At 62.5% G+C, this 26,481-nt stretch carries 20 protein-coding genes and 2 pseudogenes; 20 read left to right on the forward strand and 2 right to left on the reverse strand.

Annotation, left to right across the window (positions count from 1 at the left end):
- Positions 1-149 precede the first annotated feature (149 nt).
- Positions 150-1,160, forward strand: a complete 1,011-nt coding sequence (locus KI241_RS01735; protein ID WP_042730856.1) for a class 1 fructose-bisphosphatase — start codon at positions 150-152, stop codon at positions 1,158-1,160.
- Positions 1,161-1,163: 3 nt separating this feature from the next.
- Positions 1,164-1,760 (forward strand): DUF924 family protein, encoded by a 597-nt coding sequence (locus KI241_RS01740; protein WP_212803290.1) that lies wholly within the window; start codon positions 1,164-1,166, stop codon positions 1,758-1,760.
- Positions 1,761-1,883: 123 nt separating this feature from the next.
- Here KI241_RS01740 and KI241_RS01745 read toward each other — a convergent pair whose 3' ends face one another.
- Positions 1,884-3,776, reverse strand: a complete 1,893-nt coding sequence (locus tag KI241_RS01745) for a methyl-accepting chemotaxis protein (protein WP_212803291.1) — start codon at positions 3,774-3,776, stop codon at positions 1,884-1,886.
- A gap of 283 nt (positions 3,777-4,059) precedes the next feature.
- Between KI241_RS01745 and KI241_RS01750 the strand changes: the two genes are divergently transcribed.
- Both KI241_RS01750 and KI241_RS01755 read left to right on the forward strand, forming a co-directional pair.
- Positions 4,060-4,314, forward strand: a complete 255-nt coding sequence (locus KI241_RS01750; RefSeq protein ID WP_042730859.1) for a lipoprotein — start codon at positions 4,060-4,062, stop codon at positions 4,312-4,314.
- A 48-nt stretch (positions 4,315-4,362) separates the two neighbouring features.
- Positions 4,363-4,932 carry a lipocalin family protein gene (locus tag KI241_RS01755; RefSeq protein ID WP_047736157.1) on the forward strand — a complete coding sequence of 190 codons (570 nt, stop codon included), beginning with the start codon at positions 4,363-4,365 and terminating at the stop codon, positions 4,930-4,932.
- 120 nt (positions 4,933-5,052) lie between these two features.
- On the opposite strand, the gene KI241_RS01760 is transcribed toward KI241_RS01755, so the two are convergent.
- A complete protein-coding gene (locus KI241_RS01760; RefSeq protein ID WP_212803292.1) occupies positions 5,053-6,417 on the reverse strand; it encodes a formimidoylglutamate deiminase in 1,365 nt (454 codons plus the stop codon).
- A gap of 143 nt (positions 6,418-6,560) precedes the next feature.
- Between KI241_RS01760 and hutC the strand changes: the two genes are divergently transcribed.
- The 16 genes and pseudogenes from hutC (at position 6,561) to mdoH (ending at position 26,287) form a co-directional block, all read left to right on the forward strand.
- Positions 6,561-7,271 (forward strand): histidine utilization repressor, encoded by a 711-nt coding sequence (gene hutC / locus KI241_RS01765; RefSeq protein ID WP_172679745.1) that lies wholly within the window; start codon positions 6,561-6,563, stop codon positions 7,269-7,271.
- A pseudogene (locus KI241_RS01770) lies at positions 7,268-7,836 on the forward strand (HutD family protein). The gene hutC and the pseudogene KI241_RS01770 overlap by 4 nt, the downstream one beginning before the upstream one ends.
- A 438-nt stretch (positions 7,837-8,274) precedes the next feature.
- Entirely contained in the window at positions 8,275-9,963 is a 1,689-nt protein-coding gene (gene hutU / locus KI241_RS01775) for a urocanate hydratase (protein WP_047736153.1), read from the forward strand.
- Between the two features lie 12 nt (positions 9,964-9,975).
- Positions 9,976-10,065 (forward strand): annotated as a pseudogene (locus tag KI241_RS27660) (metal ABC transporter ATP-binding protein); the annotation flags it as partial.
- A gap of 46 nt (positions 10,066-10,111) precedes the next feature.
- Positions 10,112-11,578 carry a cytosine permease gene (locus KI241_RS01780; RefSeq protein ID WP_212803293.1) on the forward strand — a complete coding sequence of 489 codons (1,467 nt, stop codon included), beginning with the start codon at positions 10,112-10,114 and terminating at the stop codon, positions 11,576-11,578.
- Between the two features lie 70 nt (positions 11,579-11,648).
- Positions 11,649-12,617 (forward strand): ABC transporter substrate-binding protein, encoded by a 969-nt coding sequence (locus KI241_RS01785; RefSeq protein WP_053148595.1) that lies wholly within the window; start codon positions 11,649-11,651, stop codon positions 12,615-12,617.
- Positions 12,618-12,688: 71 nt separating this feature from the next.
- Positions 12,689-13,540, forward strand: a complete 852-nt coding sequence (locus KI241_RS01790; RefSeq protein WP_047736151.1) for a proline/glycine betaine ABC transporter permease — start codon at positions 12,689-12,691, stop codon at positions 13,538-13,540.
- Positions 13,537-14,367: a glycine betaine/L-proline ABC transporter ATP-binding protein gene (locus KI241_RS01795; protein WP_052497403.1), complete on the forward strand. Its 831-nt coding sequence runs from the start codon at positions 13,537-13,539 to the stop codon at positions 14,365-14,367. Before KI241_RS01790 ends, KI241_RS01795 begins: the two co-directional genes overlap by 4 nt.
- Positions 14,368-14,567: 200 nt before the next feature.
- The gene (gene hutH, locus KI241_RS01800) at positions 14,568-16,091 is read left to right on the forward strand and encodes a histidine ammonia-lyase (RefSeq protein WP_123579393.1); all 1,524 of its coding nucleotides are present in this window, start codon (positions 14,568-14,570) and stop codon (positions 16,089-16,091) included.
- Positions 16,092-16,217: 126 nt separating this feature from the next.
- Positions 16,218-17,750 carry a histidine ammonia-lyase gene (gene hutH, locus KI241_RS01805; protein WP_042732475.1) on the forward strand — a complete coding sequence of 511 codons (1,533 nt, stop codon included), beginning with the start codon at positions 16,218-16,220 and terminating at the stop codon, positions 17,748-17,750.
- Between the two features lie 207 nt (positions 17,751-17,957).
- Positions 17,958-19,160: an imidazolonepropionase gene (gene hutI / locus KI241_RS01810; RefSeq protein ID WP_042732474.1), complete on the forward strand. Its 1,203-nt coding sequence runs from the start codon at positions 17,958-17,960 to the stop codon at positions 19,158-19,160.
- Between the two features lie 11 nt (positions 19,161-19,171).
- A complete protein-coding gene (gene hutG / locus KI241_RS01815; protein WP_212803294.1) occupies positions 19,172-19,975 on the forward strand; it encodes an N-formylglutamate deformylase in 804 nt (267 codons plus the stop codon).
- A 252-nt stretch (positions 19,976-20,227) separates the two neighbouring features.
- Entirely contained in the window at positions 20,228-21,199 is a 972-nt protein-coding gene (gene pip, locus KI241_RS01820) for a prolyl aminopeptidase (protein ID WP_042732670.1), read from the forward strand.
- A complete protein-coding gene (gene dtd, locus KI241_RS01825) occupies positions 21,196-21,633 on the forward strand; it encodes a D-aminoacyl-tRNA deacylase (RefSeq protein ID WP_047736147.1) in 438 nt (145 codons plus the stop codon). Before pip ends, dtd begins: the two co-directional genes overlap by 4 nt.
- A gap of 351 nt (positions 21,634-21,984) precedes the next feature.
- Positions 21,985-23,724 (forward strand): glucan biosynthesis protein G, encoded by a 1,740-nt coding sequence (locus tag KI241_RS01830; RefSeq protein WP_244868258.1) that lies wholly within the window; start codon positions 21,985-21,987, stop codon positions 23,722-23,724.
- The gene (mdoH, locus tag KI241_RS01835) at positions 23,717-26,287 is read left to right on the forward strand and encodes a glucans biosynthesis glucosyltransferase MdoH (RefSeq protein WP_212803296.1); all 2,571 of its coding nucleotides are present in this window, start codon (positions 23,717-23,719) and stop codon (positions 26,285-26,287) included. The genes KI241_RS01830 and mdoH overlap by 8 nt, the downstream gene beginning before the upstream one ends.
- The last annotated feature ends 194 nt before the right edge of the window (positions 26,288-26,481 follow it).

The raw sequence follows: 26,481 nt of genomic DNA on the forward strand, positions 1-26,481 counted from the left end.
GAAGGTGCTCGCCCCGGCAGGCAGGCGATCTGCAAGCCATCGTCACCCTGTGAACTCAATCCTCCTTATCCCGTCTCATAGGAGGAATTAAGTCCCGACTCGCGCTAAACTGCGCTGGTTTTTCCGCCCCCTATTCTTCGGAGCCGTCCATGTCCCGCGTTACCTTGAGTCGCTATTTGATTGAGCAGACCCGCAGCAACAATACCCCTGCCGATCTGCGCTTTTTGATCGAAGTGGTGGCGCGTGCGTGCAAGGAGATCAGCCACGCCGTCTCCAAAGGCGCCCTGGGTGGTGTCCTGGGCAGCATGGGCACCGAAAACGTGCAGGGTGAAGTGCAGAAGAAGCTCGACGTGCTCTCCAACGAGATCCTGCTCGAAGCCAACGAATGGGGCGGTCACCTGGCCGGCATGGCGTCCGAGGAAATGGACAACGCCTACCAGATCCCGGGCAAATACCCCAAGGGTGCCTACCTGCTGGTGTTCGACCCACTGGACGGTTCCTCCAACATCGACATCAACGCGCCGGTCGGCACCATCTTCTCGGTACTGCGTTGCCCGAACGAATACCTGAGCCAGAACGAAGCCCTGAATGAAAAGGCGTTCCTGCAACCCGGCACCCAGCAGGTCGCTGCCGGCTATGCCATCTACGGGCCGCAGACCATGCTGGTGCTGACCCTGGGCGACGGCGTCAAGGGTTTCACCCTGGATCGCGAAATGGGCAGCTTCGTACTGACCCACGAAGACATCACCATTCCTGAATCCACCCAGGAATTCGCTATCAACATGTCCAACCAGCGCCACTGGGAAGCCCCGGTGCAACGCTACGTCAGCGAATTGCTGGCTGGCGAGGAAGGTCCGCTGAAAAAGAACTACAACATGCGCTGGGTCGCCGCGATGGTCGCCGACGTCCACCGTATCCTGACCCGCGGTGGCCTGTTCATGTACCCGCGCGACAGCCGCGAGCCGTCCAAACCGGGCAAACTGCGCCTGATGTACGAAGCCAACCCGATGTCGTTCCTGGTGGAGCAGGCCGGCGGCGCTTCCACCGACGGCCACCAGCGGATCCTCGACATCAAGCCTGAAGGCCTGCACCAGCGCGTAGCGGTGTTCCTCGGTTCGAAGGAAGAAGTCGCCCGCGCAACGGCGTACCACAAGGAGTAAATCATGGCCGAGCCTTGGCAGCCGTTACTCGATTGGTGGTTTGGTTCAGCCGACACACCGGACGAAATAGCGGCTGACAAGGGCAAGCTGTGGTTTGGCAAAGGCCATGATCGCCAGGCGCGCGAGCGTTTTGGCGATCAGGTCGAGCAGGCACTGGCCGGCGGATTGGTCGACTGGGCGCAACGCCCGGAAGGTTGGCTGGCCCTGGTACTGCTACTGGATCAACTCCCGCGGATGATCTATCGCGACACCCCTAAAAGCTTTTCCGGCGACCTGCGTGCCCAAGCACTGGTAGCCCAAGGCCTGGCGGCGGGGTTCGACCGACAACTCAAGTCGATCCAGCGCGTATTCATCTACCTCGTACTCGAACACTGCGAAAACCTCGCGGTGCAGAACGAAGCCGTGTCACGGTTTATCGACCTGGTTCGAGAACAGCCTGAAGCGCAGCGGGCGGTGTTTGAAGACAACCTGGATTATGCCGAGCGGCACCAGAGGATCATTGCCCGGTTTGGACGGTTTCCCCATCGCAATGGGGTGTTGGGAAGGGAATCTACGGCTGAGGAAGTGGCGTTTCTGAAAAAGCCGGGGTCAAAATTCTGATTTTGCGGTGAGGCGGATGCCGCCTTCGCGAGCAAGCCCGCTCCTACAACTGATTGCGTTTCCTCTGACGGAACACGGTCAACTGTGGGAGCGGGCTTGCTCGCGAAAGGGCCCGCAAGAGCGCTAGATCCGGAAACTCCCCACCAACTGCTTCAACCGCGCTGCCTGCTGCTCCAGGTCTGAACAGGCCCGCAACGTGGCTTGCAGGTTTTCCACGCCTTCCTGGTTCAGCGTATTGATCTCGGAAATGTCGACGTTGATCGACTCCACCACCGCGGTCTGTTCTTCGGTGGCGGTGGCGACGGACTGGTTCATGCCGTCGATTTCACCGATACGCTGGGTCACGCTGCCCAGGCGTTCGCCGGCCTGGTTGGCGATGCCGACGCTGCTTTCGCTCTGGCGCTGGCTGTCGGTCATGGTCAGCACCGCCTCGCGCGCGCCGACTTGCAGTTCTTCGATCATCTTCTGGACTTGCTGCGCCGAGTCCTGGGTGCGGTGAGCCAGGTTGCGCACTTCGTCGGCCACCACTGCAAAGCCTCGACCGGCTTCTCCGGCCCGGGCGGCCTCGATGGCGGCGTTCAGGGCCAGCAGGTTGGTTTGCTGGGAAATGCTGGTGATCACCTCGAGGATCTGGCCGATGTTCACCGTGTTGCTGTTCAGGGTCTCGATGTTGCCGCACGAATCGCTGATCTTGGCGGACAACTGCTGCATGGCGGTGATGGTCTTGTCCACCACATGCTGGCCTTCTTCAGCCAGGTTGCGCGCGTCGCTGGAATGCTGCGAAGCGAGCGCGGCGTTCTGGGCGATTTCCTGGGCGGCGGCGCCGAGCTGGTTGATGGCCGCGGCGACGCTGCTGGTGCGCGAAGCCTGCTGGTCGGAGTTGAACATCGAGGAATTGGACGCACTGACCACGCGCAGGGCAACTTCGTTGACCTGGCCGGTGGCCGACGCCACTTCGCGGATCGAGGTATGGATGCGCTCGACGAAACGGTTGAACGACACGCCCAGTGCACCGAATTCATCGTGGCCGTGGATGGTCAGGCGCCGGGTCAGGTCGCCTTCGCCTTCGGCGATGTCATGCATGGCGCGACCCATGGTCAGCAGCGGTTGCATCAACACACGGATCAGCATGCCCAGCAGGGCGATGATGAACACCACGGCGATGGCCATGGCGATCAGCGCCGAGGTGCGGAACTCACTGAGCATCGCCAGGGCGGTGTCCTTGTCCAGTACCAGCGCCACGTACCAGTCTGCGCCCGGCACGCCATTGACGCGGGTGAAGGAGATGAACTGGGTCTTGCCGTCGAGTTCGACCTCCTTCATGCCGGGGCTGACTTGCGGCGCACCGTTAGGGTAGGCCTCGGCCAGGGTCTTGAGTACACGCTTGCTGTCCGGGTGGATCAGGATCTTGCCTTCGGCGCTGACGATGAACGCATGACCGTGGCCGCCGAAGTTCAGCGAGTTGATGATGGCGCTGACGCTGGACAGGTCGATGTCCGCCCCGGCCACGCCGATCATCTGGTTCTGGCGCTGGACCGGGGTGGCTACGGTGATCACCAGTTTGCCCGATGAGGCGGCGATGTAGGGTTCGGTGACGATGGTCTGCTGGGCGCTGTTGGCGGCCTTGTACCAGCCACGGGCGCGAGGGTCGTAGTCGGCGGGACGGTTGCCGGCCGGGACCGAGAACATCACGCCGTCGGTGCCGCCGAAATAGCTGAGCTGGAAGTTGCCCGTGTAGGCCGGCAGGTCGACGGCGCGCTTGAGGCTGGCGGCGCTGTTGCCGTCGATGGCGATCTGCTGGGCCAGCGATTGCAGCAACTGGATGCGTCCTTCGACCCAGGTCTGGATGTTGCGACTGGTCAGGCTGCCGAGTTCCTGCATGGTGGTTTCGGTGCTGCTGTTCAGGCTCTGGCGCTGACGGTAGTCGTTGAACAGGATGAAACAGGCGAATGCAACGGCTACCACGAGGGCGGCAGCCAGCAGGATTTTGTGGCTGAATTTCATGTTTCTGGTCATTAAGAGCGCTACCGCAGAGGAGCTGGTCAGGAAGGGAGGCAATTTGCCATAACGCAGGGCTTTGCGCTGCTCTTTTTATCGGCCGGCGGGCGCTAAGGATCAGCGCCCGGTGCCGCGATCCCGACGAAATGGCCAACACCGTCACAAACTGATTGATTTACCGACGAAACGGCGCATCCGAGGCCAATAAATACTGGGGTTGTCGGGGAACCAGAAGAGGGTTTTCTCTTCTAAGGTTCTGGTTGGCACCCTAGCCACCCCCTTCCGTTCCAGGAGTTACACCATGTCACTGCGCTCTATCGCCCTGTTGTTCGTGTGCGTCGTATTGACGGCATGCAGCAAGGTCAACCAGGAAAACTATTCGAAGCTGTCAGCCGGCATGCCCAAGGCCGAAGTCGAAGCGTTGCTGGGGAAACCGACCGATTGCTCGGGCGCGCTTGGCATGTCCAGTTGCACCTGGGGCGACCAGAAAAGCTTTATCAGCGTGCAGTACGCCGGTGACAAAGTGTTGATGTTTTCCGGCCAAGGCCTGAAGTAAACCGGGGCTAGTGGCCTGTGTCGGCCGCTAGGTGCCTGCGGGAGAAAAATAATGCGGTTATTGTTAGTACTTTTAGCCGGCCTGGTTTTGGCTGGCTGTGCCACTTCTGGCGAAGACCCGTTGGCGCCCAAGACTGTCCACAGCGTCAACCTCAAGCGTTACCAAGGGACCTGGTACGAGTTGGCCCGCCTGCCGATGTATTTCCAGCGCAACTGTGCGCAATCCGAAGCCCATTACACCCTCAAGCCTGACGGCAACGTGGGCGTGCTCAATCGCTGCCTGACCTCGGACTGGCAGTGGGAAGAAGCCCGTGGCACCGCCACGCCGCAGGTGCCGGGCAAGACCGACAAGCTCTGGGTCCAATTCGACAACTGGTTCTCGCGGATCGTGCCGGGCGTGGCGAAAGGGCAGTATTGGGTGTTGTACGTCAGCGACGACTACAAGACCGCCATCGTCGGCGACCCGAGCCGTCGCTACATGTGGTTGCTGTCCCGCACACCCACCGTCAACAGCGTCGTACGCGAAGAGCTGCTGAGCAAGGCGCGCCAGCAGGGCTATGACACGACACGGTTGATCTGGCGAGCGTCGGATCGGCAGATGGCCAAGACGTCGGATTAACTGCTTCCGAATAGCCAATGTGGGAGCGGGCTTGCTCGCGAAGGCGGTGTATCAGTCAACGGTTATGTCGACTGATACACCGCCTTCGCGAGCAAGCCCGCTCCCACATGTTTATCCGTGTCAGCCCAACAGCTCGCGCAACACCTGGGTAAACGCCTGGGCGCTGTCCTCTTGGGCGGCGTGACGACCGTCGCGCACCACCCATTTCCCGCCCACCATTACATCGCGAACCTGGCGATCCCCGCCGGCAAACAGCCACCGATTGAGGATCCCGTCGCCCTGCGCGGTGGCGAGATACGGGTCCTGGCCATCGAGCACCAGCCAGTCGGCACGCTTGCCGACTTCGAGGGCGCCGATCGGTTGCCCCAGCGCCTCGGCGCCGCCTTCCAGTGCGGCATCGAACAAAGTCCGCCCGACCATCGGCTGATCCGTCCGATACAAGCGGTTGCGCCGTTGATCCCGCAGGCGCTGGCCATATTCCAGCCAACGCAGTTCTTCCACCACGCTCAATGACACATGGCTGTCGGAACCTATGCCCAGCCGGCCGCCCTGGACGAGGAAGTCCACGGCCGGAAAAATCCCGTCGCCCAGGTTGGCCTCGGTGGTCAGGCACAGGCCGGCAATCGCCTGGCTCCTGGCCATGAGGCTGACCTCGTGGGCGTTGGCGTGGGTGGCATGGACCAGGCACCAACGCCGGTCCACCTCGACGTTTTCGTACAGCCATTGCAATGGGCGGGCGCCGCTCCAGCTCAGGCAGTCGTCGACTTCCTTCTGCTGCTCGGCGATGTGGATATGCACCGGGCACTGGCGATCGCTCGCCGCCAGCACGTCGCGGATCTGCTCAGGTGTCACCGCACGCAGGGAGTGGAAGCACAAACCCAGGGCCTGGGTGGGTTGCCTGGCCAGGATCGGCTGCAAGCGTGACTGGAGTTTGAGGTAGTTCTCGGTACTGTTGATGAAGCGCCGCTGCCCGTCATTGGGCGCCTGGCCGCCGAAACCGGAATGGCTGTAGAGCACCGGCAACAACGTCAGGCCGATCCCGGCATCGCTGGCGGCCTGGCTGATGCGCAAGGCCAGTTCCGCCGGGTCGGCGTAAGGCGTGCCGTCGGTATCGTGGTGCACGTAATGGAATTCGGCGACCGAGGTGTAGCCGGCCTTGAGCATTTCGATATACAGCTGCCGGGCGATGATGCCGAGCTGGTCGGGGCTGATTTTTCCGACGAGCCGGTACATCAGGTCGCGCCATGTCCAGAAACTGTCGTTGGGGTTGCCCGCCACTTCCGCCAGGCCGGCCATGGCGCGCTGGAACGCATGGGAGTGCAGGTTCGGCATGCCCGGCAGCAGCGGCCCCGCCAGGCGTTCGGCGCCGTCTGCGTGGGAATCGACCTGGATATGGGTCAGCACGCCTGCCGCGTTGACCTCAAGGCGTACATCGTTGGCCCATCCACTAGGCAGCAGCGCGCGTTCGGCAAAGAAGGCGGACATGGTTCAACCTCATCGTGCGTAATTTGTATATACATATACAGACGTTTGCCTGGCCGGTAAACTCCGGCAAGCTAGCCTTCTTATTTGCAGAACAGGGAACCGCCGTGCCGACTCCGCCTGCCAAACCGCCGCTGGCCGCAACCATGGGTGACAGCCCGGCGCCCTTGTATGCCCGCGTGAAACAGATGATCACCCAGCAGATCGACAGTGGAAACTGGCCGCCGCACTACCGTGTGCCGTCGGAAAGCGAGCTGGTCAGCCAGTTGGGTTTCAGCCGCATGACCATCAACCGGGCCTTGCGGGAGATGACCGCCGACGGCCTGTTGGTGCGCATGCAGGGCGTCGGCACGTTCGTGGCCGAACCCAAGAGCCAGTCTGCCTTGTTCGAAGTGCACAACATCGCCGACGAGATCGCCTCCCGTGGGCATCGCCACACCTGCAAGGTCATCACCCTGGAAGAAGAGGCCGCCGGTTCCGAGCGGGCCCTGGCGCTGGACATGCGTGAAGGCCAGAAGGTGTTCCATTCGTTGATCGTGCATTTCGAAAACGATATCCCCGTGCAAATCGAGGACCGTTTCGTCAACGCGCTGGTGGCGCCGGAATACCTCAAGCAGGACTTCACCCTGCAAACGCCCTACGCCTACCTGAACCAGGTCGCGCCGCTGACTGAAGGCGAGCACGTGGTCGAGGCGATTCTCGCCGAGCCGAATGAGTGCAAGTTGCTGCAGATCGAAAAGGGCGAGCCGTGCCTGTTGATCCGCCGTCGTACCTGGTCGGGGCGTCAGCCGGTGACCGCGGCACGGCTGATTCATCCCGGTTCTCGTCACAGTCTGGAAGGGCGGTTTCATAAGTGAGCGAATTGAAGATCCTGCGCGCGGCGGATTACCCGCGCATGCCGTGGAAGAACGGCGGTGGCAGCACCGAGGAAATCACCCGCGATGCCGGCACCGGCCTGGAAGGTTTCGGCTGGCGCCTCTCGATTGCCGATATTGGCGAGTCCGGCGGTTTTTCCACGTTCGCCGGTTACGAGCGGATTATCAGTGTCTTGCAGGGTGACGGCATGACGCTGAGCGTCGATGGCCAGGCCACGCGGCCACTGCGGCCGCTGGATCCCTTTGCGTTCAGTGGCGAGAGCCATGTGCATTGCACCTTGCTCGGCGGGCCGATTCGCGACTTCAACCTGATCTACGCGCCACAGCGTTACCGCGCACGGCTGCAATGGCTGGGCGGCCAGCAACGGTTTTTCAGCGAGGCGCAGACGCTGCTGATATTCAGTGCGGCCCGGGGCTGACGCTCAAAGTGGGCGAAACCACTGCGGGCCTGGGTCTTTACGACTGTTTGCAACTGAGCGGTAACACTGGGCTGATGGATGTCACTGTCCACGGCCAATGCTGCGTGATTGAGCTGACAGCTCACTGACATATCTTGCGACAGGGCTTTGGTGGCGAGGGAGCTTGCTCCCGCTGGGGCGCGTAGCGGCCCTGTTTTTTTTGGGTCTGCTGCGCAGCCCAGCGGGAGCAAGCTCCCTCGCCACAAAAAGCGTGTCTTCTGTGTGCACCAACTTGTTACCGAATGCCCCAGCGTGGCGCAATACCATGCCTGTATACCCACTGCTTTCCCGCCTGAAAACGCCCGGCCGAAAATTTAATCTGCCTTGGCAGCCCTTCAAATTCGCGCTTCCCAGCCATTTCTCAAAAGATTCCTGAACAGGCCCTGGATAAGTTGGCCGCTTGATTGCATATGCTTGTACATACAAGTAAAGACGTATGCGTATGAGTGACGACATTCAACGCGACGTTCGCAAAATCGCTGCCCGCTGCCGGGCTGGTCTGGATTGATCGCTGAGGAGTTTTTGCTGTGACCGACGCTACCCGCAAACCTGAAAAATACCGTGACGTTGAAATTCGCGCCCCTCGCGGTAACACGCTGACCGCCAAGAGCTGGCTGACCGAAGCGCCGCTGCGCATGCTGATGAACAACCTCGACCCGCAAGTGGCCGAGAACCCCAAGGAACTGGTGGTCTACGGTGGCATCGGCCGCGCGGCACGCAACTGGGAGTGCTACGACAAGATCGTCGAAAGCCTCACCCATCTGAATGACGACGAAACCCTGCTGGTGCAGTCCGGCAAGCCAGTGGGCGTGTTCAAGACCCACAGCAATGCCCCGCGCGTACTGATCGCCAACTCCAACCTCGTGCCGCACTGGGCCACCTGGGAACACTTCAACGAACTCGACGCCAAGGGTCTGGCGATGTACGGCCAGATGACCGCTGGCAGCTGGATCTACATCGGCAGCCAGGGCATCGTGCAAGGCACCTACGAAACCTTCGTCGAAGCCGGTCGCCAGCATTACGACGCCAACCTCAAGGGCCGCTGGGTCCTGACCGCCGGCCTGGGCGGCATGGGCGGCGCGCAGCCGTTGGCCGCGACCTTGGCCGGTGCCTGCTCGCTGAACATCGAGTGCCAGCAGGTGAGTATCGATTTCCGTCTCAAGACCCGCTACGTCGACGAGCAGGCCACCGACCTCGACGACGCCCTGGCCCGTATCGAGAAATACACCGCCGAAGGCAAGGCGATTTCCATTGCGCTGTGTGGGAACGCGGCTGAAATCCTGCCGGAATTGGTCCGTCGCGGAGTGCGCCCCGACATGGTCACCGACCAGACCAGCGCCCACGACCCGCTCAACGGTTACCTGCCGGCCGGCTGGACCTGGGACGAATACCGCGCCCGTGCCAAGACCGAACCTGCCGCCGTGGTGAAAGCCGCCAAGCAATCGATGGCCGTCCACGTCAAAGCCATGCTGGCCTTCCAGAAAATGGGCGTGCCGACCTTCGACTACGGCAACAACATCCGCCAGATGGCCCAGGAAGAAGGTGTCGAGAATGCCTTCGACTTCCCCGGTTTCGTCCCGGCCTATATCCGTCCGCTGTTCTGCCGCGGCATCGGCCCGTTCCGTTGGGCGGCGCTGTCGGGTGACCCGCAAGACATCTACAAGACCGACGCCAAGGTCAAGGAACTGATCCCTGACGACGCCCACCTGCACAACTGGCTGGACATGGCGCGCGAGCGCATCAGCTTCCAGGGCCTGCCAGCGCGTATCTGCTGGGTCGGCCTGGGTCAGCGCGCCAAGTTGGGCCTGGCGTTCAACGAAATGGTGCGCAGCGGCGAGTTGTCCGCGCCGATCGTGATTGGCCGCGACCACCTGGACTCCGGTTCCGTGTCCAGCCCCAACCGCGAAACCGAATCCATGCAGGACGGCTCCGACGCTGTCTCCGACTGGCCGCTGCTCAATGCGTTGCTCAACACCGCCAGCGGCGCGACCTGGGTATCGCTGCACCACGGTGGCGGCGTGGGCATGGGCTTCTCCCAGCATTCGGGCATGGTGATTGTCTGCGACGGCACCGATGAAGCCGCCGCGCGGATCGCCCGCGTGCTGCACAACGACCCGGGCACCGGCGTGATGCGTCATGCCGACGCCGGTTACCAGATCGCGATCGATTGCGCCAAGGAGCAGGGGCTGAATCTGCCGATGATTACTGGCAAGTAACGCAGGCCCCCTGTGGGAGCGAGCTTGCTCGCGAAGGCGTCATCAGATTCGACACCGGCATCGGCTGATACACCGCTATCGCGAGCAAACTCGCTCCCACAGGAAGCAGGCTCCACAGGATCTCAGAACAATCCACAGAGGTTGAACCATGGCCACCAGCAGCACAGGTGCAAGCAGCAAGCCGTTGATCGAGAAACGCTCGATCGACTACATCCCGGAAGCGGAGAGGCATGGTCGATTGTTGAGCCAGTTCACCCTCTGGATGGGGGCCAACCTGCAAATCACGGCGATTGTCACCGGTGCCTTGGCGGTGGTGCTGGGCGGTGATGTGTTCTGGTCGTTGATCGGGCTGCTGATCGGCCAACTGCTGGGCGGTGGCGTCATGGCGTTGCATGCCGCGCAAGGTCCCAGGCTCGGCCTGCCGCAAATGATCTCCAGCCGGGTGCAGTTCGGCGTCTATGGCGCGGCCATCCCAATCGTACTGGTGTGCCTGATGTACCTGGGTTTCACCGCAACCGGAACCGTGCTGTCCGGCCAGGCGCTGGGCCAGTTGTTTGGCGTCAGCGACAGTGTCGGCATCCTTATTTTCGCCAGTGTCATCGTGCTGGTCACGGTGCTGGGCTATCGGGTGATCCATTTCATCGGCCGTGTCGCCAGCGTGATTGGCGTGATTGCCTTTGTGTACCTGTTCGCTCGCCTGATCAGCCAGGTGGACGTGGGTGCACTCTTGCAAATCCGTCATTTCAGCTGGAGCAGCTTCCTGCTGGCGGTGTCGCTCGCGGCGTCCTGGCAGATCGCCTTCGGCCCCTACGTGGCCGACTACTCGCGCTACCTGCCGAGCAAGACGTCCTCGGTGAAAACCTTTTTCGCCGCGGGCGCCGGCTCGGTCATCGGCGCGCAGGTGGCGATGATCCTCGGCGTGTTTGCCGCCGCTTCGGCCAACGGGCAGTTCGCGGGTCACGAAGTGGCCTACATCGTGGGCCTGGGCGGCGCTGGTGCCACGGCTGCGCTGCTGTACTTCAGCATCGCGTTCGGCAAGGTCACCATTTCCACGCTGAACTCCTACGGCAGCTTCATGTGCATCGCGACCATCATCAGCGGCTTTCGTGGCCACCTGAACGTAACGCGCTTGCAGCGCCTGGCCTTCGTACTGGTCATCGTCGGCGCCGCGACCCTGATCGCGTTGCTCGGCCAGCACTCGTTTCTGGGTGCCTTCAAGTCGTTCATCCTGTTCTTGCTGGCGTTCTTCACGCCTTGGAGCGCGATCAACCTGGTGGACTACTACTGCATCACGCGCGAGCGCTATGACGTGCCGGCGCTGGCTGATCCAAACGGTCGCTACGGTCGCTGGAACGCCTTGGGTATCAGCGTCTATGCCTTGGGTGTACTGGTCCAGTTGCCGTTCATTTCTACCAAGTTCTTTACCGGCCCGCTGGTGGCCGCGATGGGGGGCGTGGACATCTCGTGGATCATCGGCCTGGTGGTCCCGGCGGCACTGTACTACGTCCTCGCCAAGCGGTGGCACAGCGCAGTACCCGATCAATTGATCCTGCCGGTCGAGCAGGACGCGGTTGACGCACAACCGAGCAGGGCGGGCCGCGTTCACGCGGCCTGATGGGACGTTGACAGGGCTGGATGCCTCTTGACTGCCGTAAGCCAACTCAAATGATTAGGAGCGTCACACAATGAAATCGAACAAGACCCTGCTGACCACGTTGCTTTCCATGGGCCTGCTGGCCAGTGCCGGCGCCACGCAAGCGGCGGGTTGGTGCGAGTCGGGCAAACCGGTGAAGTTCGCCGGCCTGAACTGGGAAAGCGGCATGCTGCTGACCGACGTCCTGCAAGTGGTGTTGGAAAAAGGCTACGGCTGCAAGACCGACAGCCTGCCGGGTAACTCCATCACCATGGAAAACGCCCTGAGCAGCAACGACATCCAGGTGTTTGCCGAAGAGTGGGTCGGCCGCAGCGAGGTCTGGAACAAGGCCGAGAAGGCCGGCAAGGTGGTCGGCGTCGGGGCGCCGGTGGTGGGCGCCATCGAGGGTTGGTACGTGCCGCGCTACGTGGTGGAAGGCGATGCCAAGCGCAAGCTCGAAGCCAAGGCACCGGGCCTGAAGAACATTGCCGACCTGGGCCAGTACGCCGCCGTGTTCAAGGACCCGGAAGAACCGTCCAAGGGCCGCTTCTACAATTGCCCGGCCGGTTGGACCTGCGAGCTGGACAACAGCGAAATGCTGAAAAGCTATGGCCTGGAAAATACCTACACCAACTTCCGCCCTGGTACCGGCCCGGCGCTGGATGCCGCCGTGCTGTCGAGCTACAAGCGTGGCGAGCCGATCCTGTTCTACTACTGGTCGCCCACGCCGCTGATGGGCCAGGTGGACCTGGTAAAACTGGAAGAAAAACCGGGCGTGGACAAGAGCGTGAGCATCAAGGTCGGCCTGTCCAAGACGTTCCACGACGAGGCACCGGAACTGGTCGCGGTACTGGAAAAGGTCAACCTGCCCATCGATATCTTGAACCAGAACCTGGGGCGCATGGCTAAAGAGCGGATCGAGTCGCCAAAACTGGCGAAGATCTTCCTGAAGGAACATCCTGAAGTCTGGCACGCCTGGGTCAGTGAAGACGCTGCCAAGAAAATCGACGCGGCTCTGTAGGTCGAATTCTTCCCGGCCAACCACAGGGCTGGCCGGGACGTTCACCGCATCCCTTTGATCGAGAGTCTCTTATGTTTCCCGAAAGCTTTACCTTTTCCATCGCCGACTGGGTCAACGGTTGGGTCGATTCGCTGGTGACCAACTATGGCGATGTGTTCCGGCACATCTCCGACACGTTGCTGTGGGCCATCGTCAACCTCGAAGGCCTGCTGCGCCTGGCGCCGTGGTGGTTGATGCTGGCCATCGTCGGTGGCATTGCCTGGCACGCCACGCGCAAGGTCGTGGCCACGGCGGTGATCGTCGGCCTGTTGTTCCTGGTGGGCGCGGTGGGCCTGTGGGACAAACTGATGCAGACCCTCGCGTTGATGCTGGTCGCGACGCTGATCTCGGTGTTGATCGGCATTCCGCTGGGCATCCTCTCGGCGCGCAGCAACCGCCTGCGCTCGGTGCTGATGCCGTTGCTGGACATCATGCAGACCATGCCCAGCTTCGTGTACCTGATTCCGGTGCTGATGCTGTTCGGCCTGGGCAAGGTCCCGGCGATCTTCGCCACGGTGATCTATGCCGCGCCGCCCCTGATTCGCCTCACCGACCTGGGCATCCGCCAGGTGGACGGCGAAGTGATGGAAGCCATCAATGCCTTCGGCGCCAACCGCTGGCAACAGCTGTTCGGCGTGCAACTGCCCCTGGCCCTGCCGAGCATCATGGCCGGGATCAACCAGACCACCATGATGGCCCTGTCGATGGTGGTCATCGCCTCGATGATCGGTGCCCGTGGCTTGGGCGAAGACGTGCTGGTGGGCATCCAGACCCTCAACGTCGGACGCGGCCTGGAAGCCGGCCTGGCCATCGTGATTCTCGCCGTGGTCATCGACCGCATTACCCAGGCCTATGGTCGCCCTCGGCATGAGGTGAGCAAATGAACAACACCGCCATCAGCAAAATCGAAGTCAAGAACGTCTTCAAGATCTTCGGCAATCGCCCCAAGGACGCCCTGGACCTGATCCGCCAGAACAAGACCAAGGACCAGGTGCTGGCCGAAACCGGTTGCGTGGTCGGGGTCAACGACCTGTCGCTGAGCATCGGCACCGGCGAAATCTTCGTGATCATGGGCCTGTCCGGCTCGGGCAAGTCCACCCTGGTGCGCCATTTCAACCGGCTGATCGACCCCACCAGCGGCGCGATCCTGGTGGACGGCGAGGACATCCTGCAACTGGACATGGACGCCCTGCGCGAATTTCGCCGGCACAAGATCAGCATGGTGTTCCAGAGCTTCGGCCTGCTGCCCCACAAGAGCGTGCTGGACAACGTCGCCTACGGCTTGAAGGTGCGCGGCGAAAGCAAGCAAGTCTGCACCGAGCGGGCGCTGCACTGGATCAACACCGTGGGCCTGAAGGGCTACGAGAACAAATACCCGCACCAGCTCTCCGGCGGCATGCGCCAGCGCGTGGGCCTGGCCCGAGCGTTGGCGGCGGACACCGACATTATCCTGATGGACGAGGCCTTCAGCGCCCTTGACCCGCTGATCCGCGCGGAAATGCAGGACCAGTTGCTGGAGCTGCAAAAGACCCTGCACAAGACCATCGTGTTCATCACCCACGACCTCGACGAAGCCGTGCGCATCGGCAACCGCATCGCGATCCTCAAGGACGGCAAGCTGATCCAGGTCGGCACGCCGCGAGAGATCCTGCACTCGCCGGCGGATGAGTATGTCGATCGGTTCGTGCAGCGCCGGGCGGCGGTGGTTTGAGGCTGTGCACTGATTTGCAGGTTGGTGTTGTTGTGGCGAGGGGATTTATCCCCGCTGGGCTGCGTAGCAGCCCCGACTATCTGTAACTCAGTTGTATCAGGTTGACTTCATTGCTTGGTTTGGGGCTGCTACGCAGCCCAGCGGGGATAAATCCCCTCGCCACAAATGTTATTGGCAACTTTATGTGTATGAGGCTTTAGATGTCCCAGGCTGAAAAAATCATCATCGCCGATGTCCCCCTGCGTTGGCAGGACGTGGTCGCCGTCGCCCGTTTCGGCGCTCCGCTTGAGCTGTCGGCCCAGGCCTGGGCGCGGATCGACAATGCCCAGGCCATCGTGCAGCGCATCGTCGAAAGCGGCGAGCGCGCCTATGGCGTCAACACCGGCCTGGGGGCCTTATGCAATGTCTCGCTCAAGGACGAACAACTCAGCCAGCTGTCGCGCAACACCTTGCTCAGCCATGCCTGTGGCGTCGGCGCGCCGCTGGCCGATGAGCAGGCGCGGGCGATTCTCTGCGCCGCCATCCTCAACTACAGCCAGGGCAAGTCCGGTATTCATCGCCGGGTGGTCGAAGCGCTGCTGGCGTTGCTCAATCGCGGCATCACCCCGCAAGTGCCGTCCCAGGGGTCGGTGGGTTACCTGACCCACATGGCCCACATCAGCATTGCCCTGCTGGGTGTTGGGCAGGTCAGCTACCGCGGGCAAATCGTTCCGGCGCAACAGGCCCTGGCTGCCGAAGGCCTGCAACCGGTGCAACTGGGGGCCAAGGACGGTTTGTGCCTGGTCAACGGCACGCCATGCATGACCGGCTTGAGTTGCCTGGCCCTGGCCGATGCGACGCGCCTGGTGCAATGGGCCGATGTCGTCGGCGCCATGAGCTTCGAGGCCCAGCGCGGACAGATTGCCGCGTTCGACGCCGAGATCATCGCCCTCAAGCCGCACCCCGGCATGCAGCAGGTCGGGGCCAATTTGCGCGCCTTGCTCGACGGCAGCGAAGTGATTGCCTCGAGCCTGGGCATTCGCACCCAGGATGCCTTGAGCATCCGCTCGATCCCCCAGGTGCACGGGGCCGCTCGCGACCAGTTGGCGCATGCCCGGCAGCAGATCGAAACCGAACTCAACGCGGTCACCGATAACCCGCTGTTGCTGGGTACGCCGGAAAACTTCCGGGTCATGTCCCAGGCCAACCCCCACGGCCAATCGGTGGCCTTGGCGGCGGACCTGCTGGCGATTGCCATGGCGGAAATCGGCTCCATCGCCGAGCGCCGCCTCGACCGGTTGATCAACCCGCACGTCAGCGGCCTGCCGGCGTTCCTGGTGGCCAACCCCGGCGTGAACTCGGGGATGATGATCGTGCAGTACGTCGCCGCCTCTTTGTGTGCGCAGAACCGTCAGTTGGCGCAACCGACAGTACTCGATAACTACGTGACCTCGGGGTTGCAGGAAGATCACCTGAGCATGGGCACCAACGCGGCCTTGAAGCTGCACGGCGTATTGGAAAACTGCACGCAGATCCTTGCCATCGAGTACCTGCTGGCGGCCCAGGCCTTCGAATTTCTCAAGGGGCAACGCTTCGGCGCCGGCACCGGCGTTGCCTGGCAACTGCTGCGTGAACGGGTTCCGCCCTACGACCAGGACCGCTGGTTGGCGCCCGACATCGCCAGTGCCGCCGCGTTGCTGAAGGACCCCTACGTGCTGCATGACGCGTTACCGAATCTGAATTGAACACAACCGCCAGCGTGCCAAGGCACCTCTTGCCCACAAGGCATCGCCCACAAAGCGAAGGTGACGGATAACGGAACATTCCGGAGCGACTGGCGGATACATAAAAACTCTCAAAAGGAGCAGGAAATGACAGCGTTGAACTTGATCCCCGGCCAACTGAGCCTGGCTCAATTGCGTGACATCTATCAGCAGCCGGTGACACTGAGCCTCGACGCCAGTGCATCGGCGCAAATCGAAGCCAGCGTGGCGTGCGTGGAGCAGATCCTCGCCGAGAACCGCACCGCCTACGGTATCAACACCGGTTTCGGCCTGCTGGCCTCGACCCGCATTGCCAGCGAAGACCTGGAAAACCTGCAGCGCTCGCTGGTGCTGTCCCATGCCGCCGGTGTGGGCGAGCCGATCAGCGATGCGCTGGTGCGGTTGATCATGGTGCTCAAGGTCAACAGCCTGAGCCGGGGTTTTTCCGGCATTCGCCGGCAGGTGATCGATGCGCTGATCGCGCTGGTCAATGCCCAGGTGTATCCGCACATCCCGCTCAAGGGTTCGGTCGGGGCTTCCGGTGACCTGGCGCCGCTGGCTCATATGTCCCTGGTGCTGCTGGGCGAAGGTAAGGCCCGTTATAAAGGCGAATGGCTGCCGGCCGTCGAGGCCTTGAAAGTTGCCGGTCTCGCACCGCTGACCCTGGCCGCGAAAGAAGGCCTGGCGCTGCTCAATGGCACTCAGGTGTCCACCGCGTTCGCCCTGCGTGGCCTGTTCGAAGGCGAAGACCTGTTCGCCGGCGCCCTGGCCCTGGGCAGCCTGACCGTGGAAGCGGTGCTCGGTTCGCGCTCGCCGTTCGATGCCCGCATTCATGCCGCCCGTGGCCAGAAAGGCCAGATCGACGCCGCCGCGGCGTACCGCGACTTGCTGGGCGAGCGCAGCGAAATCTCCGCCTCGCACCAGAACTGCGACAAGGTCCAGGACCCATACTCCCTGCGCTGCCAACCGCAAGTGATGGGCGCGTGCCTGACCCAGTTCCGCCAGGCCGCCGAGGTGCTGGTGATCGAAGCCAACGCCGTGTCGGACAACCCGCTGGTGTTCGCCGCCGAAGGTGACGTGATTTCCGGCGGCAACTTCCACGCCGAACCGGTGGCCATGGCCGCCGACAACATGGCCCTGGCGATCGCGGAAATCGGCTCGCTCAGCGAGCGCCGCATTTCGCTGATGATGGACAAGCACATGTCGCAGTTGCCGCCGTTCCTGGTGGGCAATGGCGGGGTCAACTCCGGCTTCATGATTGCCCAGGTCACCGCGGCTGCCCTGGCGAGCGAGAACAAGGCGCTGTCCCATCCTCATTCGGTGGACAGCCTGCCGACCTCGGCCAACCAGGAAGACCACGTTTCCATGGCCCCGGCCGCTGGCAAGCGTCTTTGGGAGATGGCTGAGAACACCCGCGGGATTCTCGCGGTGGAATGGCTGGCGGCGTGCCAGGGCCTGGACCTGCGCGGCGGCCTGAAGACCTCGCCGAAGCTGGAGCAGGCCCGTGGCCTGCTGCGTGCAGAAGTGCCGTTTTATGAGAAGGACCGCTTCTTTGCGCCGGACATCAATGCCGCCAGTGAGCTGTTGGCGAGTCGTTGCCTGAACGAGTTGGTCACGGCGCAGTTGTTGCCGAGCCTGTAAGGACACCATCGCGAGCAAGCACACATGATGTTGATCCTACTCGATACCTGTGGGAGCGGGCTTGCTCGCGAAAGCGCAGGATCAGCTTGCATCAATGTCGAATGTGCCGCCGTCTTCGCGAGCAAGCCCGCTCCCACAGGTTCTGTGCAGTCCTTGTGGGAGCGAGCCTGCTCGCGAATCGATCTTGAATAATTCGAGGAAACCGGGATGAAAACCCTCTGGCAAAACTGCCACGCCGCGACCATGGCCCAGGGCGTCTACGCGATCATCGAAGACGCCGCCATCGTCACCCAGGGCGAACACATTCATTGGATCGGCCCGCGCGCAGAACTGCCGGCCGGCGACTATCCGGCGGTCAACGACCTCAAGGGCGCCTGGGTCACGCCGGGACTGATCGACTGCCACACCCACACGGTGTTCGGCGGCAACCGCAGCGGTGAGTTCGAGCAGCGCCTGCAAGGGGTCAGTTACGCCGACATCGCCGCGGCCGGTGGTGGCATCGCCAGCACCGTGCGCGCGACCCGCGCCGCCAGCGAAGAGGAACTGTTCGCCAGCGCCGCCAAGCGCCTGAAGAGCCTGCTGCGCGACGGCGTGACCACGGTGGAAATCAAGTCCGGTTACGGCCTGGACCTGGCCAGCGAGCGCAAGATCCTGCGGGTCATTCGTCGCCTGGGCGCCGAGTTGCCGGTGAGCGTGCGCAGCACCTGCCTGGCGGCCCATGCCTTGCCACCGGAATACAAAGATCGCGCCGATGACTACATCGAGCACATCTGCACCGTCATGCTCCCGGCCCTGGCGGCCGAGGGGCTGGTGGATGCGGTGGATGCCTTTTGCGAGTACCTGGCGTTTTCCCCGGCGCAGGTAGAGCGGGTGTTCATTACCGCGCAACAACTGGGGCTGCCGGTGAAGCTGCATGCCGAGCAGTTGTCGTCGTTGCACGGTTCGAGCCTGGCGGCCCGTTACCAGGCGCTGTCGGCCGATCACCTGGAGTTCATGACCGAGGACGACGCCATCGCCATGGCCGAATCCGGCACGGTAGCGGTGTTGTTGCCGGGGGCGTTCTATTTCCTGCGTGAAACCCAACTGCCGCCGATGGATGCCCTGCGCCGGCACGGCGTGAAGATCGCCGTGGCCAGCGATCTCAACCCTGGCACCTCGCCGGCGCTGTCGGTGCGCCTGATGTTGAACATGGCCTGCACCTGCTTTCGGATGACCCCGGAAGAAGCCCTGGCCGGCGTGACGATTCACGCCGCCCAGGCCTTGGGCATGGCCCGGACCCACGGTTCGCTGGAAGCCGGCAAGGTGGCCGACTTCGTCGCCTGGCACATCGATCGCCCGGCCGACCTGTCGTACTGGCTCGGGGGCGAACTGGAAAAACGCGTCGTGCGTCACGGCGTTGAAATCGATTGAGGAGAACGCTTGTGGAAAAGGTCCTGAATTTCACCCAGGGGCGCGTGCCGCTGTTGATCAGCATGCCCCACGCGGGCTTGCGCCTGACGCCGGCGGTGGAGGCCGGGTTGATCGCCGAGGCCCGGAGCCTGCCGGACACCGACTGGCACATCCCCAGGCTCTACGACTTTGCCGCCGAACTGGGCGCCAGCACCCTGGCTGGCGAGTATTCGCGTTTTGTCATCGACCTGAACCGTCCCGCCGACGACAAGCCGATGTACGTTGGCGCCACCACGGGGCTGTACCCGGCGACGCTGTTCGATGGCGTGCCGTTGTTCCGTGAAGGGCAGGAACCGTCCGCCGAGGAGCGGGCCCAGTACCTGGAGCAGGTCTGGATGCCTTATCACCAGGCCTTGCAACAGGAGCTGGCGCGGCTCAAGGCCGAGTTCGGCTACGCGTTGCTGTTCGACGCCCACTCGATCCGCTCGGTGATCCCGCACCTGTTCGACGGCAAGCTGCCGGACTTCAACCTCGGCACCTTCAACGGCGCCAGTTGCGACCCGAGGCTGGCCAGCCAGCTCGAAGCCATCTGCGCCCGTCATGACGCGTTCACCCACGTGCTCAACGGGCGCTTCAAGGGCGGGCACATCACCCGGCAGTACGGTAATCCGGCCGAAAACATCCACGCCGTGCAGCTGGAACTGTGCCAGAGCACCTACATGGAAGAGTTCGAGCCGTTCAGCTATCGGGCCGACCTCGCGGCGCCGACCCGGTTGGTCATCCGGGAGTTGCTTGAGGGCCTACTGGCTTGGGGGCGGGAGACTTATAAAAAATAAAGGTTATCGCGCTGCCTGTGTGGCGAGGGGATTCATCCCCGTTGGACTGCGCAGCAGTCCCAAATGGTGGGTGCGGCTCGTGCATTGTCGGGGCCGCTTCGCGACCCAGCGGGGATGAATCCCCTCGCCACAAGGTTCTCTATTGTTTGGGGCAGGGGGCATGCTCATTAAGGTCATTCGGGTTTATGATGCCGGACGGCAGACTAAATAGAAGTCCCCACAGGGATGACTCGACCCCTTACGGAGCGCGCAATGCAGACTTTGTACCCGCAGATCAAACCCCATGCCCGGCACGATCTGGCTGTCGATGAAACCCACACGCTCTATGTCGATGAAAGCGGCTCTGCCGAAGGCCTGCCGGTGGTGTTCATTCACGGTGGCCCGGGTGCCGGCTGCGATGCCCAGAGTCGTCGCTATTTCGACCCGAACCTGTACCGCATCGTCACCTTCGACCAGCGTGGCTGCGGGCGCTCCACGCCCCATGCCAGCCTGGAAAACAACACCACCTGGGACCTGGTCGAAGACCTCGAGCGCATTCGCAAGCACCTGGGCATCGAGAAGTGGGTGCTGTTCGGCGGCTCCTGGGGCTCGACCCTGGCCCTGGCCTACGCCCAGACGCATCCGGAGCGGGTCCATGGCCTGATCCTGCGTGGGATCTTCCTGTGCCGCCCGCAGGAAATCGAGTGGTTCTACCAGGCCGGTGCCAGTCGCCTGTTCCCCGACTACTGGCAGGATTACATCGCGCCGATCCCGCTGGACGAGCGCGACGACCTGCTGGGCGCCTTCCACAAGCGCCTGACCGGCAACGACCAGATCGCCCAGATGCACGCCGCCAAGGCCTGGTCGATCTGGGAGGGTCGTACCGCGACCCTGCGCCCGAACCCGTTGGTGGTCGATCGTTTCTCCGAGCCGCAACGCGCGCTGTCGATCGCCCGGATCGAATGCCACTACTTCACCAACAACGCCTTCCTGGAGCCCAACCAGTTGATCCGCGACATGGGCAAGATCGCGCATTTGCCGGGCGTGATCGTGCACGGTCGCTACGACGTCATCTGCCCGCTGGACAACGCCTGGGAACTGCACCAGAACTGGCCTAACAGCGAACTGCAGGTGATCCGCGATGCCGGGCACGCCGCTTCGGAGCCGGGCATTACCGATGCGCTGGTGCGCGCTGCCGGGCAGATGGCCCGGCGCCTGCTCGACCTGCCGCCCGAAGAAGCATGAAGGGGCTGTTGCAACGGGTTCGCGGCGCTCGGGTCGAAGTCGCCGGCGAGGTGGTCGGTGCCGTGGACCAAGGCTTGCTCGTGCTGGTGGCGGTCGAGCCTGAAGATACCCAGGCCAGTGCCGACAAACTGCTGCATAAGCTGCTTAACTATCGGGTGTTCAGTGACGCCGACGGCAAGATGAACCTGTCCCTGGCCGACGTGGGGGGCGGTTTGCTGCTGGTGTCGCAGTTCACGCTGGCGGCGGACACCAAGAGCGGTTTGCGCCCGAGCTTCTCGACGGCCGCGCCTCCTGCCCAGGGGGAAGCACTGTTCAAGTATCTGGTCACGCAGGCGAAACAGGTGCATGGCACTGTGGCATCAGGTAGATTCGGCGCCGACATGCAGGTCCATCTGGTCAACGATGGTCCGGTAACGTTCCTGTTACAGGTCTGAAAGCGTTTGAAACATCTTTTCAGGCCTTTTTCCAGGAAAAACTAGGAGTTTTCTCGATAAATACTTTGTTGCCCCTGATGCGTTGTCACGCGGCCTACTAGATAATCGCGCGCTACGGGGGACCGGCATTCGCTGGTCCATTTGACTTAGGTAGAGACTTGTCCTGGACCGTTTGGGGAATCATTTTCTTCCATCGGAGTCGGAACAATGCTCGCCAACTTGGCAGGAGTGGTCCGCGAGGTCGGTTTTTTCAAAGCCGATACCCAGCAGATACTTTATCTGGCCGTTGGTTTTTTGATCTGTTTTCGGCGAGGGTTGCTCGTGATTGTTAGTCCCTGTAATGCACCAAAAATGTCTGCCAAACGGTTTAGAAACGCTCTGGTAGCGGGCTCGGCCCTGTTGTGCCTGTTCGGCGCGGGCCAACTGTGGGCATTCAGCCTGGATGATGTATCGGCGAAGGCTCAAGAACTGGCCGGGCAAAAATATGAAGCCCCGCGCAGCAATCTGCCGAACGAATTCCGCGAAATGAAATTCGCTGACTATCAAAAAATCCGTTTCCGCACCGAAAAAGCCGAATGGGCCGACCAGAAGACGCCATTCCGGCTGTCGTTCTATCACCAGGGCATGCATTTCGACACGCCGGTGAAAATCAACGAAATCACCGCCACGAACGTCGAAGAGATCAAATACGATCCTTCGCGCTTCGATTTCGGCGATGTCAAATTCGATCCAAAGGCCACCGAGCAGTTGGGCTATGCGGGTTTCCGCGTGCTGTACCCGATCAACAAGGCCGACAAGCAAGACGAAATCATGACCATGCTGGGCGCGAGCTACTTCCGCGTCATCGGCAAGGGCCAGGTCTATGGCTTGTCCGCCCGTGGCATGGCCATCGACACGGCACTGCCTTCCGGTGAAGAATTCCCGCGCTTTCGCGAGTTCTGGATCCAGCGCCCGAAACCTACCGACAAGCACCTGGTGATCTTTGCCCTGCTGGATTCGCCACGGGCCACGGGCGCCTACCGCCTGACCCTGCGTCCGGGCACCGACACCGTGGTCGACGTGAAGTCGCGCATGTTCCTGCGTGATCGCGTGACCAAGCTGGGCGTTGCCCCGTTGACCAGCATGTACCTGTTCGGCGCCAACCAGCCGTCCAAGGTGCTCAACTACCGTCGCGAGCTGCACGACTCCAGCGGCCTGTCGATCCATGCCGGCAACGGCGAGTGGATCTGGCGTCCGCTGAACAACCCGAAACACCTGGCCGTGAGCAATTTCTCGGTGGAGAACCCACGCGGTTTCGGCCTGTTGCAACGTGGCCGCGATTTCAGCCACTACGAAGACCTGGATGACCGCTACGACAAGCGTCCAAGTGCCTGGATCGAGCCGAAAGGCGATTGGGGCAAGGGCACTGTCGACCTGGTGGAAATCCCCACCGCCGACGAAACCAACGACAACATCGTTGCGTTCTGGAGCCCGGAAAAACTGCCTGAGCCCGGCCAACCGCTGGACTTCAGCTACCGCCTGCACTGGACCCTCGACGAAGCCAGCCTGCATTCGCCGGACAGCGCCTGGGTCAAGCAGACCCTGCGTTCCACCGGTGACGTGAAACAATCCAACCTGATCCGCCAGCCGGATGGCAGCGTGGCCTACCTGGTGGATTTCGAGGGTCCTTCGTTGCAGGCCCTGCCGGAAGACGCCGAGGTGCGTAGCCAGGTCAGCGTCGGCGACAACGCCGAGATCGTCGAGAACAGCGTGCGTTACAACCCGGAAACCAAGGGCTGGCGCCTGACCCTGCGCATGAAGATCAAGGACGCCAAGCAGGCCACCGAGATGCGCGCAGCGCTGGTACGTCCGTTGACGCCTGTCGAGGCGCCGGCCGCGGCGCACACCGTCACCACGACGCTGGCCAAGGCTGACAAGGTCGCCAGGCAGCAGAGCGAAAAAGAAACCGCCAAGGAAAAAGGGCAGGAGGAAACCAAGGCCGTCAAGTCTGCTTCCGCTGCCGTTGAAGCGACCCCAACCCCGCAGGAACCGGAAGCGACTGAACAAGTCCTGACCGAGACCTGGAGCTATCAGTTGCCAGCCGATGAGTAATACGCCAGTCAAGCCAGAGTCACTCAGCGAGTACCTGGCCCATTTGCCCATGACCGACGAGCAGCGCGCCGAACTGGCGGGCTGCAAGTCCTTCAGCGAACTGCACGAGCGCCTTTCGTCGTCGACGTTCGACGCCCCTGAAGAGGCGGCGCAGGCTTCGGTGGGTCGTCGCTTGACCCTGAGCACCGCCGAGGAGCTTGCCGACGCCGAAATGCTGGGGCTCGACGCCAGCGGCCGGGTGTGCCTCAAGGCGACGCCGCCGATTCGTCGGACCAAGGTCGTGCCGGAACCCTGGCGCACCAACATCCTGGTGCGCGGCTGGCGGCGCCTGACCGGCCGGACCAACCCGCCGAAGCCGCCCAAGGACGAGCGTGTGCTGCCACACGCCCGTTGGCGTACGGTGGGTTCGATCCGTCGTTATATCCTGCTGATCCTGATGCTCGGCCAGACCATCGTCGCCGGCTGGTACATGAAAGGCATCATGCCGTACCAGGGCTGGTCGTTGGTGGACCTGGACGAAGTCCTGCATCAACCGCTGTCCCAGACCGCTACGCAGGTGCTGCCGTATGCCCTGCAAACCAGCATCCTGATCCTGTTCGGGATCCTGTTCTGCTGGGTGTCGGCGGGTTTCTGGACCGCATTGATGGGCTTTCTTGAGCTGCTCACCGGCCACGACAAGTACCGTATCTCCGGTGCCAGTGCCGGCAACGAGCCGATTCCCAAGGACGCCCGCACCGCCCTGGTGATGCCGATCTGCAACGAAGACGTGCCGCGGGTTTTCGCCGGCTTGCGCGCGACCTTCGAGTCGGTGGCCGCCACCGGCGACCTGGACCGCTTCGACTTCTTCGTGCTCAGCGACAGTAACGAAACCGATATCTGTGTCGCCGAGCAGCAGGCCTGGCTGGACGTCTGCCGTGAAGCCGGGGGCTTCGGCAAGATTTTCTACCGTCGCCGTCGCCGTCGCGTGAAGCGCAAGAGCGGTAACCTCGACGACTTCTGCCGTCGCTGGGGCAGTGACTACAAGTACATGGTCGTGCTCGACGCCGACAGCGTCATGAGCGGCGAGTGCCTGACCAGCCTTGTGCGCCTGATGGAAGCGACGCCGGACGCCGGCATCATCCAGACCGCGCCGAAGGCCTCGGGCATGGACACGCTGTATGCGCGCATGCAGCAGTTCGCCACCCGGGTGTACGGTCCGCTGTTCACTGCCGGCCTGCACTTCTGGCAGCTGGGCGAATCCCACTACTGGGGCCATAATGCGATCATCCGCATGAAGCCGTTCATCGAGCACTGCGCCCTGGCGCCACTGCCCGGTAAAGGCGCGTTCGCCGGGGCGATCCTGTCCCACGACTTCGTCGAAGCCGCGTTGATGCGTCGTGCCGGCTGGGGCGTCTGGATTGCCTATGACCTGCCAGGCAGCTACGAAGAGTTGCCGCCGAACCTGCTGGACGAACTCAAGCGTGACCGTCGCTGGTGCCACGGCAACCTGATGAACTTCCGGCTGTTCCTGGTCAAGGGCATGCACCCGGTGCACCGTGCGGTGTTCCTGACCGGCGTGATGTCGTACCTGTCGGCGCCGCTGTGGTTCTTCTTCCTGGTGCTGTCCACCGCGCTGCTGGCGGTGAACACGCTGATGGAGCCGCAGTACTTCCTCGAACCGCGCCAGCTCTATCCGCTGTGGCCGCAGTGGCATCCGGACAAGGCCATCGCCCTGTTCTCGACCACCATCGTGCTGTTGTTCCTGCCCAAGCTGCTGAGCATCGTGCTGATCTGGGCCAAGGGCGCGAAAGAGTTTGGTGGCAAGTTCAAGGTGACCTTGTCGATGCTGCTGGAGATGCTGTTCTCCATGCTGCTGGCGCCGGTGCGGATGATCTTCCACACCCGTTTCGTGCTCGCCGCGTTCCTTGGCTGGGCCGCGACCTGGAACTCGCCCAAGCGTGACGACGATTCCACGCCGTGGAGCGAAGCGGTCAAGCGCCACGGCCCGCAAACCCTGCTGGGCTTCTTCTGGGCCTTGCTGGTGATCTGGCTGAACCCGAGCTTCCTGTGGTGGCTGGTGCCGATCGTCGGTTCGCTGATGCTGTCGATCCCGGTGTCGGTGATCTCCAGCCGCGTCGGCCTGGGCCTGAAGTCCCGTGACGAAAACCTGTTCCTGATCCCTGAGGAATACGCGCCGCCACAGGAACTGGTGTCGACTGACCAGTACACCCATGAAAACCGTTGGCACGCGCTGAACGACGGCTTCATCCGGGCGGTGGTCGATCCACAACAGAACGCCCTGGCCTATGCGCTGGCCACCTCGCGGCACGGCAAGGCCGAGCCGATCGAGTGGCTGCGAGTCGAACGCGTGCGCCATGCCCTCAAGGTCGGCCCGTCGGGGCTGAACAACGGCGAGCGCCTGGCACTGTTGAGCGACCCGGTGGCCCTGTCCCGCCTGCATCAGCAGGTTTGGAGCGAGGCTCATCCGGAGTGGCTGGCAGCGTGGCGTGCATCGGTGAAGGCCGATCCTCATGCGCCGTTGCTACCGCTTCAGCCGTTGAGCACGCAGCCTCAATTGGCCTGATCCGCAAAAAGCCCCGCTTCTGCAAAGATTCGGGGCTTTTTGTTGGTCTGGGTATTTGGGGGATATCCGTTGCTGCGGTTACGGCGGCTTGGGGTTCCGCCCTTACGGCGGCTTACTTTTGAAAAGCGCAAAAGTAAGCAAAACGCTCTTGCCCCACCACTGGGCACCTCGCTTAGGCGAGGTGTTCCCTCACT

The sequence above is a fragment of the Pseudomonas sp. Cab53 genome, assembly GCF_018325965.1.
In the GTDB taxonomy this organism is placed as follows: domain Bacteria; phylum Pseudomonadota; class Gammaproteobacteria; order Pseudomonadales; family Pseudomonadaceae; genus Aquipseudomonas; species Aquipseudomonas chlororaphis_E.